The organism is Marinomonas sp. THO17 (assembly GCF_040436405.1).
Taxonomy (GTDB): domain Bacteria; phylum Pseudomonadota; class Gammaproteobacteria; order Pseudomonadales; family Marinomonadaceae; genus Marinomonas.
The window spans coordinates 2,144,693-2,162,584 of sequence record NZ_AP031575.1 but is presented as its reverse complement, the minus strand read 5'-3'; the positions used below and the strand labels follow the sequence as shown (position 1 = coordinate 2,162,584).

Here is a 17,892-nt window from a genome sequence, read left to right as displayed (position 1 = left end):
GAAGATGCCTTAACCGCGTCTTCTCATCAAGATGATGCCAGATAATAAGCAAATGGCAATTGGGATGCTGACGCCAATAGCAGGCGGGAAGTCCACAGCAACACTCATGCGACCAAATAAGTTAAGTGCATTTTGAAAGGCCAAACCAATCAGTACACCGGAGAAAATTCTGCCGCCCATGGTTGAGGATCTTAATGGACCAAAGACACTGGAAAGGGCAACCAATACCAAGGCCATGGCGGCAATGGGTCTAAGTGCAATGATCCAAAATTCCAATTCATACTGAGCCGCATCTAGATTTTGACGATGTAGATAAATTTGATAACTCAATGACTGACTAAGGGACAAAGTCTCTGGATCCTGAGAGGCCAGATACAAGTGTTCAGGTTTGATGCTGATATGCCAGTCTTGAGTGGCGGCATTATTAACCTGAATGCGATTGTCTAAGAAAAGTGTTTCCGAGACATGGTTTAGCCGCCATAAGGAATCGGAAATGTGTTCAGCCGTTTTTGCTTTCTTAACGCTGACTAGCTTCTGCGCCTGTGGTGTAAATATTTCTACGCCATAAAGTTTTCCGTCGTTGTCTGCGGCGTCTATGTAGATAAATCGATTGTCGGCTTTTAACCAAACGCCACCAGTAAGTGAAAATTCACCGCTCTTTTGCCCTTGAAATTTTTCGATCAAATTGGCTTTCTGTTCAGTAATGGGAGAAACAAACTCAGATACGCCAAGCCCTATCAAAGATACTAATAAGATAGGTTGGCAAGCAGCAAAGCCAATGCGCCAAATAGGCATGCCAGCGGCGCGCATTACCGTTAATTCAGACGTGGCGGCCAAAGTGCCCAGTCCCATTAAAGTGCCAATTAAAGAGGCAATGGGCACATATTCAGCGAATTTTCCAGGTAAGCGATACAGAATCACTTGCAGCAAAGAGGCTACGGTATAGTTGTCATTTACCTTCTTTATTTGTTCGATAAAAGTAAGAGCAAAGTCCAGTCCCAGTAAGACCAGAGCAACAATCAAAAATGCCCATAACACACTACTGGCAATGTATTGATCTATTTTTTTCATAATGCGTCGTCAGTCTCAAGAGTGTTTGGTAATTTTGCCTTACGGCGTTGAAAGACTTGATTGTACTGGGCAAATAAAAAGGCAGCCAAAAGCATAAATAGGCCATGAATCCACCACAAGCCGAATTGCATTGGTAATTTGCCTTTTTCCAATCCGGTTCTGCCCCAAATAAGTAAGGCAAGATAAAGAATCATAATGAGAATGGCGGGCAGCATTTTAAAGAATCGCCCTTGGCGTGGGTTTACCTGACTCAAAGAGAGGCCAATAATGGCCAGAATCGGAATGATGATGATCAAAGAAATACGCCATTGCAGCTCAATTTTATCTATCTTGCGGTCGCTCTTAATAAGCGCAAGTGTACTTTGCGTATAGGGTTCGTCAATTGGTGGGCTGGCTTGATTCTCCATGCGCACAGCATAGGTATCAAATTGCGTAATACGATATTCAGCTGTGCCGGGTTGGCCTTCGTAGCGAGTACCATCTTTGAATACTAAATAGTTTTGGTCTCCTTTCGAACTGATGCGCAACTGCTCGGCGTTGGCAGCAAAGGTTTGCACCGGAATACTTTGTCCGTTTTGGCGAATAAAATCAGAGATGAATATCTGATTCATCCAGCCTTCATCTGGGGTAAAGCTTTCAATATAAGTGGTGCGTTGGCCATTACCTTCGAAGCGACCTGGAATCAGGAAATCAAAAGTGGAGAGCTGATTTTGTTGTTCAGATGCCTCTGCTGCCTTGTATTCACTGGCGGGTGCAAGCCATAGGTTTATGGTGCCGCTAAATAGGCTAATCAATAATGCGATGCCTAAAGTGTAACCAGCGAGTTTGACTTTGCTGATGCCGCTGGAGAAAAGTACCGACATTTCGTTTTCAATATACAGTCGACCAAAGGCAAGCAATAAAGACAAAAAGAAAGCCAAAGGCATGATCATTTGGACGAAGCTGGGTATGTGATAGCCCAAAATAATAAAGAGAAATTCGAAGGTCATCTTGCCTTCTGCCACACGGCCTAAATAGCTAGTAAAGCGACCACTTAAAATTACCAGTAATAGAATTAGCGTTACGCCAGCAGTTGACACCAGCACTTCTTTCGCTAAGTATCTGAATAGTCTCAAAGTCACCTCTGATGAATAATGCTTTTAAGCCAAGAGTTGATTACACATCTAAAGCCCCCATTATCTCGTGGTAAGAAGGACATTATCCAGTATTTTTTTAAAGTTATTTTGTTGAGGGTTCTTTCATGAATATGGCGTTATTTGATCGCCTGCCTAACGTAGAGGCAGACCTGTTGGTCGTTTTTGTACCAAGTGAAGGTGATTTGCCTGAGTCAACTGCTTGGGTAGATGAAAATGCTGCTGGGCAGATTTATCAGTTACGTGAAACAGGTGTTTTTAAAGCTTCACTAGCACAAACTTTGTTATTACCTGCTTTAAGTCAGGACTTTGCTCAAGCCGTCCTATTGGTTGGTGTGGGTAAGGGTGAAAATTTAAGTGATATGCAATCGCGCAAAGTGGTGGCGGCTATTGCAGCGCAAATTAAAGGTTTGCCATTTGCCAAAGTTGCGGTAGCGAGTCAGGCGCTGAAAATGAAAGCGCACTCAGAGTCTGAAGTGATCGCTTTGCTGGCGCAATGGTTAAATGAAGGTTTTTATAACTTCATTGGTTTTAAACAAGACGATGCCGAGAAAGCGACTAAGGTTGATACCCTCTTATTGCAAGGCAGTGATGAATCTGCTCTTGCCATAGGTACGGCCACTGCCAGCGGTTCGGCTTTTGCTCGTCAGTTAGGAAATTTACCTGGCAACGTTTGTACTCCAAGCTATCTTGCGTCAAAAGCACAACAATTAGCGGAAGACTTCTCAATTGACGTTGAGTTGCTGGATGAAACCAAAATGGACGAGTTGGGCATGCATTGTTTGTTGTCCGTTGGGCGCGGCAGTGATCAGGCTAGCTACCTCATCGTCATGCATTATCGTGGTGGAGACGAAGGTGAGGCGCCTCACGTATTATTGGGTAAGGGTATTACCTTTGATACCGGTGGTATTTCCTTGAAACCTGGTCCAAAAATGGACGAGATGAAATACGATATGTGTGGCGCCGCCAGTGTGTTTGGCACCATGAAAGCCATTTGTGAGTTGCAACCGAAATTGAATTTCACTGCCGTTGTGGCGGCGGCTGAAAACATGCCGAGTGGTCATGCCACTAAGCCGGGTGACATAGTGAAAACCATGTCTGGTAAGACGGTTGAGATCCTAAACACGGATGCGGAAGGTCGTTTGGTGTTGTGTGATGCCTTGACTTACATTGAACGCTTTGAGCCTAAATCAGTAGTTGATATTGCGACCTTGACAGGGGCTTGTATAGTGGCGCTTGGTAGTGTCAATTCTGGTATGTACGCTAACAATGATGCCCTTGCTGAAGAGTTGAAGGGGGCGAGTAAAATGGCTGCTGATAAATTATGGCAAATGCCACTTGATGAAGAATATCAGCAGCAGCTAGATAGCAACTTTGCTGACATTGCCAACATTGGTGGGCCCGAAGCGGGTTCAGTAACAGCAGCGTGTTTCTTGTCTCGTTTTACCGAATCCTATCCATGGGCGCATCTGGATATTGCGGGTACGGCATGGACTGGTGGCGCTAACAAAGGTGCCAGTGGTCGCCCAGTGGGCTTGTTGACACGCTATCTGCTTAGCAAAGTCTAAACTTTGGTGATGATGAAAAACGGCGACATGTGTTGCCGTTTTTTTTATGGAAAAAAATTCTCTCTATAAAATCGTTAAAAACCAAAAGCGAATCAAAGTATTAGTTTGTTTTTTTGGCTTGCTGGGGTATGGCTAGCCTGATGAGTAGGCTAGACATTTTGTTATGACAGTGCGAAAGTGGGCAGATGAATTGGTGATACTAATTCGATAATATATTTGCTTTGTTAATCATTTCAAAAATTGGTTTTTTATGTCAGACCTTGCTGCGAATCAAAATGAAGACTTTTTTGAGCCAGATGAAGAAACGCTAATCTCGGCACTGCGTAATCAAGATGACATTCCTATTTTGATGGATGTTGTGACTGATCCAGATTCATTTGATGATGGTGTGAGTCAAGAAGAGCATCTTACTCATTCTGTTGAAGACGCAGTTGAGCAAGGTGTGTCTCCATTAGTGGATGAGGAAGTGCCTGAACACACAGAAGTAAACCAAACCGAGTTAGAGCATGCCATTGCGACTGTGTTGGCGAAGCGGTTACCGGATTTGATTGCTGAAGTGATGCAGGTGATGCAAACTTCTGAACTTGGCGAAAAACAGTCCGACTAGCGATTTTTATTCGAAAACCATTGAATACTCTCCCTGTTATTCTTTATCTCTTCATGACAGGGTATACTTCCACCTCATTAAAATTGACCGCGACATAATAAAGAGCTTTAAGACACCATAATGGAAAAGACTTACCAACCTCAAAGTATCGAACAACCTATTTACAAACGTTGGGAAGAGAGAGGTTACTTCTCCCCACAAGGTGAAGGCACACCGTTTTCTATCATGATTCCACCGCCAAACGTGACGGGCAGTTTGCATATGGGGCACGCGTTTCAGCATAGTTTAATGGATGCCATGATTCGTCGTGAGCGTATGAAGGGCAGTCGTACTTTGTGGCAGCCAGGTTCCGATCATGCGGGGATTGCTACTCAGATGGTTGTTGAGCGCCAATTGGCAGCGCAGAACATTACTCGTCATGATCTAGGTCGCGAAAAATTCCTAGAAAAAGTGTGGGAGTGGAAAGCACAATCGGGCGGTACCATTTCCGATCAAATGCGTGTGCTAGGTGATTCTGTTGCTTGGGATAAAGAGCGTTTCACTATGGATCCAGGTATGTCGGCTGCGGTTCAGGAAGTGTTTGTTCGATTGTTTGATGAAGGCATTATTTACCGAGGTCAGCGATTGGTTAACTGGGATCCAGTGTTGCATACGGCGATCTCTGATCTAGAAGTGATATCGGAAGAAGAAAATGGCTTTATGTGGTATTTCCGCTACCCATTGGCGGACGGTATTAAAACGCCAGAAGGTAAAGATTACATTGTTGTAGCAACGACCCGTCCAGAAACCATGTTTGGTGATGCGGCGGTGGCGGTGGCACCTGATGATGAGCGTTTTGCCTCTTTGGTTGGCAAAGAGATTGAGCTGCCATTAGTTGGGCGTCGTATTCCTATCGTCGCTGACGAATACGTGGATAAAGAATTTGGAACTGGGTGTGTGAAGATCACCCCTGCTCATGACTTTAATGACTACGAAGTGGGTCAGCGTCATGATATGCCACTGATCAATATTTTTAATGACGATGCGGCGATTAATGACAATGCGCCAGAGAAATATCGTGGTATGGATCGTTTTGAAGCGCGTAAAGCCGTAGTTGCTGACTTTGATGCGTTAAGCTTGTTGGAAAAGGTGGCCGACCACAAATTAAAAGTACCTCGCGGCGAACGTGGTAACACAGTAATCGAGCCTTACTTAACTCAGCAGTGGTATGTGGCCGTAGAAACCCTTGCTAAACCAGCGATTGAAGCGGTTGAAAATGGCGATATCCAATTTGTGCCTAAGCAATGGGAAAACACTTACTTTGCTTGGATGCGTGATTTACAAGATTGGTGTATTTCTCGTCAGCTATGGTGGGGACATCAAATTCCTGCTTGGTATGATGCTGATGGTAAGGTGTATGTTGGTAAAGATGAAACCACTGTGCGCACTAAATACGGCTTGCCAGCCGACCTTGAGTTAACGCAAGACGAAGACGTTTTAGATACTTGGTTCTCCTCAGCCTTGTGGACTTTTGCGACACAAGGTTGGCCAGAAGAAACGCAAGACTTCATGGAGTTCAGTGAATCTGATGTATTGGTAACTGGCTTTGATATTATTTTCTTCTGGGTCGCTCGCATGATTATGATGACCTTGAAGTTCACCAACAAAGTGCCATTCAAAACGGTTTACATTACTGGCCTAATTCGTGATGAGCGTGGCGATAAAATGTCGAAATCCAAAGGTAACGTGATTGATCCATTGGATTTGATTAATGGTATCGATATCGAATCTTTGGTTGCAAAACGTACTTACGGCATGATGCAGCCACGTTTGGCGGAGAAGGTAGAGAAGAATACCCGCGAGACATACCCTGAAGGCATTCAGGCTTACGGTACGGATGCATTACGATTTACTTTGTGTTCTTTGGCGTCAGGCGGTCGTGACATCAAGTTTGACTTGAATCGTCTGGAAGGCTATCGCAACTTTTGTAACAAAATTTGGAACGCCACTCGCTATGTGTTGATGAACACAGAAGAGCAAGACTGTGGACAGCAAGCAACTGAGGTGGAATTGTCTTTGGCAGACAAGTGGATTATTTCGCGTTTACAGCATGCGGAAGACGCCGTTAACCGCGCCTTCGAAACGCACCGTTATGATCTTGCTGCACAAGCTTTATATGAGTTTATGTGGCATGAGTACTGTGACTGGTACTTAGAGTTATCTAAGCCAGTGCTATGGGACGAAAACGCGACAACGGCTCAGCTGACGGGTACACGTCGTACTTTGGTGCGAGTATTGGAAACTTTCTTGCGTTTAGCGCACCCTATGATGCCATTTCTAACAGAAGAAATCTGGCAGCGTGTTGCGCCGCTAGCTGGTGTTGAGGGTGACACTATTATGTTGGCTCACTACCCAGAAGCAGAAGAAGGCAAAAAAGATACGCAAGCAGAAGCGGATGTAGAGTGGTTGAAAGGCGTTATTATTGGTGTGCGTAATATTCGCGGTGAAATGGACATTGCGCCTTCTAAACCTTTGTCTGTGTTATTCCGTAATGGATCAGAGCTAGATAAAACGCGACTAGAAGCAAATCTGACTTTCTTGCAAAAGTTGGCTAAATTGGAATCCATTACTTGGTTGTCAGAAGGTGATGAAGCACCCATGTCGGCAACGGCTTTAGTGGGTGATATGGAAGTCCTAGTACCTATGGCTGGTTTGATCGATAAAAATGCAGAGTTAGCGCGTTTGCAAAAAGAAATTGATAAAGCTGCCAAGGACTTACAGCGTATTGAAGGCAAGTTGTCGAACGAAAGCTTTGTTGCGAAGGCGCCTGAGGCGGTGGTTGCAAAAGAAAGAGCGAAGTGTGATGAGCTTAAGTTAGCGGTCAGCAAACTTGAAGACCAAAAAGCCAGCATTGAATCACTGTAATAAGTGCACATCGGATGATATCGCTGATGTTGCAAGCATGATGGTGGCTTATTGATGCAATAAGCCGCTGTTGGCTATCATAACGCTTACTTTAATAAAAATAACAAAAGAGGCGAAATATGGAACGACTGACTGGAAAAGTTAAGTGGTTTAACGACGCGAAAGGTATTGGTTTTATTAGGCGTGAAGCCGATACCGACGTGTTTGTGCATTATAAATCCATTAATTGTAATGGCCATAAGACTCTGAAGAAGGGACAGAACGTAAGTTTTGTACTCACAGAAACCGATTTTGGCCTGCAAGCAATGGATGTGTTGGTTGAGAAGGTTCAGCCTGATCAGTCCGCTAAGACTGAACAAGCGGTTACCAGTTAATAAGATCAATATTTGATTGAGATATGATACCGTTATAGTGGTCAGCTTTTCTTTATTCATTAAGCATTTGATGGGCCAGTTTAACGAAATCTATTGGTGTGAGAATGCCGATCAATTTATTGTTGTCTATGACTGGCAAGCAGCCGTATTTGTTTTCAATGAAAAATTCAGCTGCAGTATCCAGCGCCATATCAGGGCTAATGGTCAAGATGTCTTTGTTCATGGCATTGGCGATAGGTGTTTGTTGCTCTTTCTTGGAAATTTGCTGGGTGCCAAACTGACTTACAAGATAGAATGCATGGCGTAGGTATTCTCGTTGAGTTAGCATGCCGACACATTCATTTTCTTCGTTAACAATGGGTATGTTACGAATGTTCTTGTCTTGCATGATGGCTTTTGCGGTAGCCAGAGAGTCATTTTCGCTGAGCGTGATGAGCTGAGTAACCATTAAATCTGCGACTGTTTTCATTCTAGCTATCTCCTTGTTATATAAATTTAATATTTCATTGAGTCTGGTCTAAGAATAGGCAAAACGCAATGAAAGGCCATTGAGCTAGATCAAGATGACTGATGAAGAGTGGATGGCGTTGGCCATCAAACAAGCTGAACAAGCCGCCAGCGAGAATGAAATCCCAGTTGGTGCCATTCTTGTACTCGAGAATGAAATTATTGGCCAAGGTTACAACTCCCCTATTTCCAATTGCGATCCTACCGCCCATGCAGAAATTCAAGCAATTCGTGATGCCTGTCAGAAAATGGGTAATTATCGTTTACCTGGCGCGACTTTATACGTCACGCTAGAACCTTGCTCTATGTGTGCTGGTGCGATTGTTCATGCGCGTATTGCACGAGTTGTGTATGCGGCGACGGAGCCGAAAAGCGGCATAGTGGAAAGTCAGGGGGATTTTTTTCAGGCAGAATACTTGAATCATAAAGTCATGGCGTCTGGTGGTGTACTGGCCGAAGTGGCGTCTGAGCAGTTAACGCAGTTTTTTCAATATCGGCGTGAGCAAAAGAAAAAGCTAAAACAGCAAACAAAATCTCCAGATTGTTAAATTATTTACTCTAATTACGCAGATAAAAGTGAGACTCTGCTGGCCTCTATTTGCCTCAATGATTTAAAATACCCGCACCATTTCCCCCACAACTACAAATGAGGCAAAAACCGACATGCTAACCCTGCATGGTTCTGCAGCGCTATCCGCGTTTCGTAAGGCAAAGCTATTAGCGAATATGACTGCATCTGTCCCTTCCGTTACTGATGTTGACGCACAGTTTATCCATTTTGTTGAACTGGCCGATCACCAGTCATTGACAGGCGAACAACAAGTGGTTCTTGAAAGAGCGTTGGAATACGGGCCTAAATCCGCAGCAATTCAATCTTCTGAGCAAAGTGTGTTGGTGGTGCCACGTTTGGGTACCATTTCACCTTGGTCATCTAAAGCCACCGATATTCTTCATAACTGTGGCTTGTCTGCTGTGGCTCGTGTTGAACGAGGTGTTGAATATTTTATTCACAGCAAACAAGCATTAACGGTTGATGAGTTAGATTTGTTGTCTGTCATGCTGCATGATCGTATGACAGAAAGCGTGCTTCCGGCATTAAGCGACGCTGCACAGATGTTCTCTCATGCTGAACCTGCACCTATGACAAGCGTTGATGTGTTGGCTGGTGGTCGTACAGCTTTGGTTGAGGCAAACCAAAGTTTGGGCTTGGCCTTGGCAGAAGATGAAATCGATTACTTGGTTGAGGCTTTTGTAGAGTTAGGGCGCAACCCAATAGATGTTGAGTTGATGATGTTTGCCCAAGCTAACTCTGAACACTGTCGACACAAAATTTTTAATGCCTCTTGGACAATCGATGGTGAAGAGCAAGAACGCTCTTTGTTCAAGATGATCAAAAACACCCATGAGCACAATCCTGATGGCACCTTGTCAGCATACAAAGACAATGCGGCGGTCATGGAAGGTCATAAAGCGGGACGCTTTTTCCCAGCCCCAGATTCATGTGAATACGATTTCAGTCAGGAAAATATCGATATCCTGATGAAGGTAGAAACACACAACCACCCAACCGCGATTTCGCCATTCTCAGGTGCAGCAACCGGGTCTGGTGGTGAAATCCGTGACGAAGGTGCAACGGGTATTGGTGCTAAGCCAAAAGCAGGCTTAACAGGATATACGGTTTCTGATTTAAAAATCCCCGGTTTTGAACAGCCTTGGGAAAGCCAATATGGCAAGCCAGCTCGTATCGTCACGCCATTGGATATTATGATTGAAGGGCCTATTGGTGGTGCAGCCTTTAACAACGAGTTCGGTCGTCCGAATTTGTTGGGTTACTTCCGTACCTATGAGCAAGCGATTCAAGGTCCCTCTCAAACCGAAGTGCGTGGTTACCATAAGCCGATCATGTTGGCGGGCGGCATTGGTAATATTCGCCGTGAACACGTTGAAAAAGATGAAATCAAAGTCGGCGCTAAGCTGATTGTGTTAGGCGGCCCTGCGATGTTAATCGGTCTGGGCGGTGGCGCAGCTTCGTCTATGGCCTCTTCTGATGGTAACGAGGATTTGGATTTTGCTTCTGTGCAACGTGGTAATCCAGAAATGGAGCGCCGTTGTCAGGAAGTGATTGACCGTTGCTGGCAATTGGGTGCCAAAAACCCGATTAGCTTTATTCATGATGTAGGTGCGGGTGGTTTATCAAACGCTTTGCCTGAATTGGTAAAAGACGGAGAGCGTGGTGGTGCTTTCGATTTACGTAAAGTATTAAACGACGAACCAGGTATGTCACCGCTTGAGATTTGGTGTAACGAATCGCAAGAGCGTTACGTATTGGCTGTATCTCCCGATAGAATCGAAGAATTTACCGCGATTTGTGAACGTGAACGTTGTCCTTTTGCCATTGTTGGTGATGCCAAAGAAGAGCTTCATTTAGAAGTGGCTGATGAGCATTTCAACAACAAGCCAGTGGATTTGCCAATGTCAGTGTTATTTGGCAAGCCACCCAAAATGCACCGTCAAGCTAACAAAGCGGTTATCTCAGGCGATGATTTCTCGGCTATGGGCGTGGATTTAGCGGAGGCGGCTAAGCGAGTATTGAGCTTGCCAACGGTTGCCAGCAAAAACTTCTTGATCACTATTGGTGATCGTACCATTACAGGCATGGTAGCGCGTGATCAAATGGTTGGTCCTTGGCAGGTGCCTGTTGCAGATGTAGCGGTAACCACCTCTTCCCTTGATAGTTACACAGGTGAAGCCATGACCATGGGCGAAAGAACCCCTGTGGCATTATTGGATGCGCCTGCGTCAGGTCGTATGGCGGTAGGTGAAGCGCTAACCAACTTAGCCGCGGCACAAATCACCAAACGTAACCACATCAAACTATCGGCAAACTGGATGGCCGCAGCGGGTCATGAAGGGGAAGACGAAAAACTTTATCAAACCGTAAAAGCGGTGGGTATGGAATTGTGTCCTGCATTGGATATTGCCATTCCTGTCGGTAAAGACTCTATGTCGATGAAGACAGTATGGAAAGAAGGCGAGCAAGAAAAAGCCGTTACTTCTCCATTGTCTTTGGTGATCTCCGCTTTCGCACCTGTGGCAGATGCGCGTAAAACCTTAACACCTGAGTTGCAAAACAGAGCCGATACGCAGCTATTGTTGATTGACCTAGGTGCAGGCAAAAATCGTCTTGGCGGCTCTGTTATTGCACAGGTCTACAATAAGTTAGGTCAACAAGCGCCGGATGTAGACGATGCATCTGTGTTGGCGGGCTTCTTTGATACGACTCAAGCCTTAAATGCAGAAAACAAATTGTTGGCGTACCACGACCGTTCCGACGGCGGTGTGTTCGCCACTTTGACAGAAATGTCCTTTGCCAGTCATTTAGGCCTGAACATAGATCTGGATGCTGTGGTGAGCTCTGCACAACAAGTTGCGCCAGCCTTATTCAATGAAGAATTGGGTGCGGTTGTACAAGTGAAGCAAGCCGATGTCGAGGCAGTTGTGGAGGCTTACGCTAAAGCGGGTGTCGCGGTTGCGCCAATTGCAACTTTGTCCGGTGATGATCAAATTCGTATTCGTTTAGCAGGTCAGTCTTTATTGGAAGAATCGCGTGTTCACTGGCAGCGTGTTTGGTCTGAAACCAGTTACCGTATTCAAGCCATGCGTGATAATCCAGAATCTGCGCAACAAGAATTTGATAACTTGTTGGATGCGAAAGATCCAGGCTTGTCTGCTCAGGTTACATTCGATCACAACGAAGACATTGCTGCACCTTTCATTGCTACAGGCGTGAAACCTCGCATGGCAGTGTTGCGAGAACAGGGTGTCAATGGCCAAGTCGAAATGGCAGCGGCTTTTCATAAGTCAGGTTTTACACCAGTGGATGTTCACATGAGTGACATTCTGACAGGCAAAGTAGACCTAGCGGAATTCCTTGGTTTGGTTGCTTGTGGTGGTTTCTCTTACGGTGACGTATTGGGTGCGGGTGAAGGTTGGGCCAAGTCCATTCTGTTTAATGCTCGTGCTCGCGATCAGTTCGAGTCCTTCTTCAACCGCCAAGATACATTCAGCTTAGGTGTGTGTAATGGTTGTCAGATGCTATCGAACTTGCATGATTTGATTCCGGGTGCGCAAAACTGGCCTAAGTTTGTGCGTAACCAGTCTGCTCAGTTTGAAGCGCGTTTGGTACAAGTGGAAGTGCAAAAATCCAACTCGATTCTGTTGGCGGGTATGGAAGGTTCGCGTTTGCCTATTGCTGTTGCGCATGGTGAAGGTCAAACAGAATACCGTGATGCTGCACACCAAGCAGCCCTACAAGCTAATCAGCAAGTGGCACTGCAGTATGTAGACAACTATGGTCAAGCGACAGAAAGATACCCATTTAACCCGAATGGTTCAGCTCAAGGTATCACGGGTTTAACCACGGAAGATGGTCGAGTCACCATCATGATGCCGCACCCCGAACGTGTTTATCGTACTATCCAACATAGCTGGCACCCAAGCGACTGGCAAGAACAAGCGCCTTGGTTGCGTCTGTTCCAAAATGCGCGCAAGTGGCTTGGCTAACACAGTCGTATAAATCATGTTAGCTTTACTTAAAAAACCTCTAAGACTTGTCTTAGAGGTTTTTTATTATTTTTGAAATGATAATTTTTGATGCTTATTTTGTCTTTGATTTAATTGAGTTTTATTATTTTTTAATTGATAAAGCTTGCTGCAAAATTACAAAATGTTACACTAATTCTTGATTAAGAATCTTGTTTAGCCTGTTGGATAATAAAGATCTTGAATCTTTGTTTTTCTGCTTAAAAGTAAGTCTGAATTTATAGTTAAGGAAGACACATTCCCCACCAAATGCTCCTCTGTCCAGAGGGTGAATCTCGTTTTTTTAACTCTCTATCTGCTAGTTTCTGCGTGAAAGATCATTTCTCATGTCAGATGCTTGCGGGTGTTTACATCTATCAATAAGGAAGTAGTAATATGAGAAATCATAATATATTGGGATTAATCAATCGTACTGAGTTTAAGGTATTTGGGAATATTGGTATTGCCAAACTATTCAAGGACACGCTAATTGGAAGCGCGCTGGTGTCCTCAATCATGGCTTCTTCATCTTTGTTGGCTGACTTTATTCATCCTGGATTGTTACATACTCAAGCAGACTTTGATCGAATGAAAGATAAAGTAGCAGCGAGTGCTGAACCTTGGTTGTCAGGCTACAATGAGTTGACGTCTGACGATGCATCAAAACTCGGACAGTCTCCCAATCCACTGACAAAATTAGTTAGGGGGGGAGACGGCTCAAATTTTGGCACCTTAGTTTCTGATATTCACAAAATGTATGCGATGGGGCTACGTTGGAAGGTGTCGGGAGATACTGCATACGCTGACTCTGTTGTTCAGTTTATGAATGCTTGGTCTTCGACTTTGACTGAGGTCACGGGGAATAATGATCGCTACTTGGCAGCCGGGCTTTATGGATATGAACTAGCAAATATCGGCGAGATGATGCGCGATTACAGTGGTTGGGCTTCCAGTGATCAAACTGCATATAAAAATATGCTGGTGAATCTTTTCTATCCAATAAGCTCTGACTTCTTGAAAAATCATAACGGCGCTTGTTTAGGGAACTATTGGGCTAATTGGGACATGATTAGTATTGCTGGAATTGTGTCGATTGCTATCTTCGCTGATGACCAAGATAAGTATGATGAAGCTATTAGCTATCTACATGATGGCGATGGTAATGGTGCCCTAAAAAGCATGGTTTATTACAAACATCCAGGGTATATGTGGCAATACCAAGAAAGCGGCCGAGACCAAGGGCATTCAACTCTTGGTGTCTCAATGATGGGGGTGATTGGACAGACAATTCATAACCAAGGTGATGATGTCTTTGCGTACAATAACAAACAGGTGCTTGCAATATCCGAATACGTTGCTAAATACAATCTCAATGAAGAGGTTCCTTATACTCCATATGGTCAAAATTGCACGGGGGCAAGTACAAGACAAGATGTAATTTCTGATGACGATCGTGGTATTAAGCGTCCTGCTTGGGAGCTAATCTACAATTATTACGAGAATATCTTGGGGGTCGCAGCTCCTTGGTCCAAAAAAATGGCAGCTGAAGTGCGCCCAGAAGGTTTTCGAAATGGAGATGAGTTAGGTTACGGCACATTAACTTTTAGTCGGGATCGTATTACAGAGGGTGGAGCCCCTTCTGATCTTAGTGTTGATTCCAGTACATCGAGCATTACTCTTTCATGGTGGGGTGCTGTTGGTGCAGATAGTTATAATGTAAAACGTGCGACTTCTGCTTCTGGAGCCTATTCAACTGTTACCACGGTTCAATCGGGTAATACGCTTACCTATTCTGATAACAACATAACCTCTGGCCAGAATTATTACTATAAAGTGAGTGCTGTTAAAGACAGTGTTGAAAGTATTGATTCAAATGTGGCGGTTGGGAAAGCTGGCCCTCGTTTATTGTTCAACTGGACGTTTGATAGCGAGTCGAACAATAAAGTGTCGAACGAAGTGGGCTTTGGTGATGCGGTTTTGAAAAATGGTTCGACTTTAACCGACGGTGTTCATGGTAAGGCTGTATTTTTGGATGGTGACGATGATTACGTCGAGTTGCCAAAAATATCAACTGCAGGATTGGTTGATTACACTATCTCGACTTGGTTTAAGCAATCTGAGGGAAGAGTATGGGCGCAATTATTTGCTTTGGGTGAGAACACTCTGCAATACATGACCTTCATTCCAAAGACAAATTCGAATGAAACGCGTTACGCGACGACGAAAACAGGGCAAACAGGTGAAGATCGACTCAATATAAGCTCGTTATCCAGTGGTACTTGGCGTCACGTTGCGATTAGTGTTTCTGGTAAAACAGTAAAACTCTATATCAATGGGGAAGAGAAAACATCGAGTGATTCTGTTCGCTTCAATCCAAATCAGTTGGGAATCTTGCCAGTTAATATGCTTGGTAAAGCTCATGACACTGGTTGGCCTATGTTTAAAGGGGCAATCGATGAGTTTCGTATTTATAGAGGCGCGCTTACTGATCAGGAGATACAAGATATCTATAACTGGGATACAAACTCAATGGCTAACATTCCGAATGAAGCGAATAACTCACCAGCCTACATAGAAGACGGTATATATAAAATTGTTGCCCGTAAAAGTGGATTAGCTTTGACACCTAAAGATGGTGGCACATCAAACAACACCTTACTGGTTCAAGATCAGTATAGTGGCGCGGATGATCAGCAGTGGACTTTGACTAACCTTGGTAGTAATTACTACAAAGTGATGGGGACAAGTGGTCGTATGATGGACGATTATAGCTTTCGTAATAGTGACAGCTCTGATATTGGCCTTTGGGATGATAATGGAGGTGATAACCAGCTTTGGGGATTCACTAGAACTAAAGATGGTTACTTCCATATCAGCTCTAAATACGCAGCATCTTTAAGTCTTGATCCTCATGGAGCGACAATATCTTCAGATAAAGAAGTGAAGTTGTTGACTTACGATGGAGCGGAAGAACAACAATGGCAACTTATCAAAGTTAAATAAGCTGTTGGTTTGGTGAGTCTAGGCAAAAGGCGGTAGAAGCTCTACCGCCTTTTTTATAAATAAATGAAAAAAGTGCTTGCTTAAAAAAATTGGCAAGGTAGTATACGCACCCACTGACACGGGGTGCTCTTCAGAACAATGAAACATCCAATATTAAGTCAGACGCTCTTTAAAATAGATAATCAGATAATTTGTGTGGGCGCTCGCTGGGGCTTCGAGAAAATTGAAGTCTTACGAGAGTCAAACACGTCAATTCGCTTTATAAAGTAATTGTTAGTGTTTCGATATTTGAGTGAGCAAACTTTTGCTTTCGAGCAATTAGTTAAAAGATTTTAACTGAAGAGTTTGATCATGGCTCAGATTGAACGCTGGCGGCAGGCTTAACACATGCAAGTCGAGCGGTAACGGGAGAAGCTTGCTTCTTGCCGACGAGCGGCGGACGGGTGAGTAACGCGTAGGAATCTGCCTAGTAGAGGGGGACAACATGTGGAAACGCATGCTAATACCGCATACGCCCTTAGGGGGAAAGGAGGGGACTCTTTTGAGCCTTCCGCTATTAGATGAGCCTGCGTGAGATTAGCTAGTTGGTGGGGTAAAGGCCTACCAAGGCGACGATCTCTAACTGGTCTGAGAGGATGACCAGTCACACTGGGACTGAGACACGGCCCAGACTCCTACGGGAGGCAGCAGTGGGGAATATTGGACAATGGGCGCAAGCCTGATCCAGCCATGCCGCGTGTGTGAAGAAGGCCTTAGGGTTGTAAAGCACTTTCAGGAGTGAGGAAGGGTGCTTGGTTAATACCCAAGTATTTTGACGTTAGCTCCAGAAGAAGCACCGGCTAACTCTGTGCCAGCAGCCGCGGTAATACAGAGGGTGCGAGCGTTAATCGGAATTACTGGGCGTAAAGCGCGCGTAGGTGGTTTGTTAAGTCTGATGTGAAATCCCAGGGCTCAACCTTGGAATGGCACCGGATACTGGCAGGCTAGAGTACGGTAGAGGGGTGTGGAATTTCCTGTGTAGCGGTGAAATGCGTAGATATAGGAAGGAACATCAGTGGCGAAGGCGACACCCTGGACTGATACTGACACTGAGGTGCGAAAGCGTGGGGAGCAAACAGGATTAGATACCCTGGTAGTCCACGCCGTAAACGATGTCTACTAGCCGTTGGGTTGTAATGACTTAGTGGCGCAGCTAACGCAATAAGTAGACCGCCTGGGGAGTACGGCCGCAAGGTTAAAACTCAAATGAATTGACGGGGGCCCGCACAAGCGGTGGAGCATGTGGTTTAATTCGAAGCAACGCGAAGAACCTTACCTACTCTTGACATCCAGAGAACTTAGCAGAGATGCTTTGGTGCCTTCGGGAGCTCTGAGACAGGTGCTGCATGGCTGTCGTCAGCTCGTGTTGTGAAATGTTGGGTTAAGTCCCGTAACGAGCGCAACCCTTATCCTTACTTGCTAGCGGGTGATGCCGAGAACTTTAAGGAGACTGCCGGTGACAAACCGGAGGAAGGTGGGGACGACGTCAAGTCATCATGGCCCTTACGAGTAGGGCTACACACGTGCTACAATGGCGTATACAAAGGGTTGCGAACTAGCGATAGTAAGCGAATCCCATAAAGTGCGTCGTAGTCCGGATTGGAGTCTGCAACTCGACTCCATGAAGTCGGAATCGCTAGTAATCGTGGATCAGAATGCCACGGTGAATACGTTCCCGGGCCTTGTACACACCGCCCGTCACACCATGGGAGTTGATTGCTCCAGAAGTAGCTAGCTTAACCTTAGGGATGGCGGTTACCACGGAGTGGTCAATGACTGGGGTGAAGTCGTAACAAGGTAGCCCTAGGGGAACCTGGGGCTGGATCACCTCCTTAAACGATGAAAGTTCTGGTGAGCGTTCACACAAATTATCTGATGGCCATGAGTTCTCATGGTTACTTATCTTAAAGCGAATTAGACAGAGTTCTAAGCAAGAGGTTTGATGGAATCATCAAGCATCTGACTTAGTGCTTTGCACTAAACTTGCTCTTTAACAATTTAATTTTTGAAATAGACGATAATCAAGCGTCAAACCGGTGGATTGCGTTGTGCTTAATCTTACTTCCTTCTGATTAAGAATGACGACAATCTAAGATCGTAAATCC

10 protein-coding genes and 1 rRNA gene are annotated in these 17,892 nt (G+C 44.9%); 8 read left to right on the top strand and 3 right to left on the bottom strand.

The genetic code is table 11. From position 1 onward, the window contains the following. Nucleotides 1–9: 9 nt before the first annotated feature. Together lptG and lptF are read right to left on the bottom strand one after the other, a co-directional pair. Nucleotides 10–1,071, bottom strand: a complete 1,062-nt coding sequence (gene lptG / locus ABXS85_RS10295; protein ID WP_353666440.1) for an LPS export ABC transporter permease LptG — start codon at nucleotides 1,069–1,071, stop codon at nucleotides 10–12. Next, entirely contained in the window at nucleotides 1,068–2,192 is a 1,125-nt protein-coding gene (gene lptF / locus ABXS85_RS10290; protein WP_353666439.1) for an LPS export ABC transporter permease LptF, read from the bottom strand. The genes lptG and lptF overlap by 4 nt, the downstream gene beginning before the upstream one ends. A 119-nt stretch (nucleotides 2,193–2,311) precedes the next feature. Between lptF and ABXS85_RS10285 the strand changes: the two genes are divergently transcribed. From ABXS85_RS10285 to ABXS85_RS10270, 4 genes are all read left to right on the top strand, one after another. Further along, the gene (locus ABXS85_RS10285; RefSeq protein WP_353666438.1) at nucleotides 2,312–3,772 is read left to right on the top strand and encodes a leucyl aminopeptidase; all 1,461 of its coding nucleotides are present in this window, start codon (nucleotides 2,312–2,314) and stop codon (nucleotides 3,770–3,772) included. A gap of 250 nt (nucleotides 3,773–4,022) precedes the next feature. Next, entirely contained in the window at nucleotides 4,023–4,379 is a 357-nt protein-coding gene (locus ABXS85_RS10280) for a hypothetical protein (protein WP_353666437.1), read from the top strand. A gap of 120 nt (nucleotides 4,380–4,499) precedes the next feature. After that, nucleotides 4,500–7,283, top strand: coding sequence for a valine--tRNA ligase (locus ABXS85_RS10275; RefSeq protein WP_353666436.1), 2,784 nt, complete (start codon nucleotides 4,500–4,502; stop codon nucleotides 7,281–7,283). A gap of 119 nt (nucleotides 7,284–7,402) precedes the next feature. Then, the gene (locus tag ABXS85_RS10270) at nucleotides 7,403–7,657 is read left to right on the top strand and encodes a cold shock domain-containing protein (protein WP_353666435.1); all 255 of its coding nucleotides are present in this window, start codon (nucleotides 7,403–7,405) and stop codon (nucleotides 7,655–7,657) included. 52 nt (nucleotides 7,658–7,709) lie between these two features. On the opposite strand, the gene ABXS85_RS10265 is transcribed toward ABXS85_RS10270, so the two are convergent. Beyond that, a complete protein-coding gene (locus ABXS85_RS10265; RefSeq protein WP_353666434.1) occupies nucleotides 7,710–8,126 on the bottom strand; it encodes a CBS domain-containing protein in 417 nt (138 codons plus the stop codon). A 94-nt stretch (nucleotides 8,127–8,220) separates the two neighbouring features. Between ABXS85_RS10265 and tadA the strand changes: the two genes are divergently transcribed. The 4 genes from tadA (at nucleotide 8,221) to ABXS85_RS10245 (ending at nucleotide 17,622) form a co-directional block, all read left to right on the top strand. After that, complete coding sequence (gene tadA, locus ABXS85_RS10260) at nucleotides 8,221–8,712, top strand: tRNA adenosine(34) deaminase TadA (RefSeq protein WP_353666433.1); 492 nt, start codon at nucleotides 8,221–8,223, stop codon at nucleotides 8,710–8,712. A gap of 115 nt (nucleotides 8,713–8,827) precedes the next feature. Beyond that, on the top strand, nucleotides 8,828–12,727 hold the full coding sequence (gene purL, locus ABXS85_RS10255) for a phosphoribosylformylglycinamidine synthase (RefSeq protein ID WP_353666432.1): 3,900 nt from the start codon (nucleotides 8,828–8,830) through the stop codon (nucleotides 12,725–12,727). Between the two features lie 414 nt (nucleotides 12,728–13,141). Then, nucleotides 13,142–15,748: a LamG-like jellyroll fold domain-containing protein gene (locus ABXS85_RS10250; RefSeq protein ID WP_353666431.1), complete on the top strand. Its 2,607-nt coding sequence runs from the start codon at nucleotides 13,142–13,144 to the stop codon at nucleotides 15,746–15,748. A 333-nt stretch (nucleotides 15,749–16,081) separates the two neighbouring features. Beyond that, nucleotides 16,082–17,622, top strand: a 16S ribosomal RNA gene (locus ABXS85_RS10245). The last annotated feature ends 270 nt before the right edge of the window (nucleotides 17,623–17,892 follow it).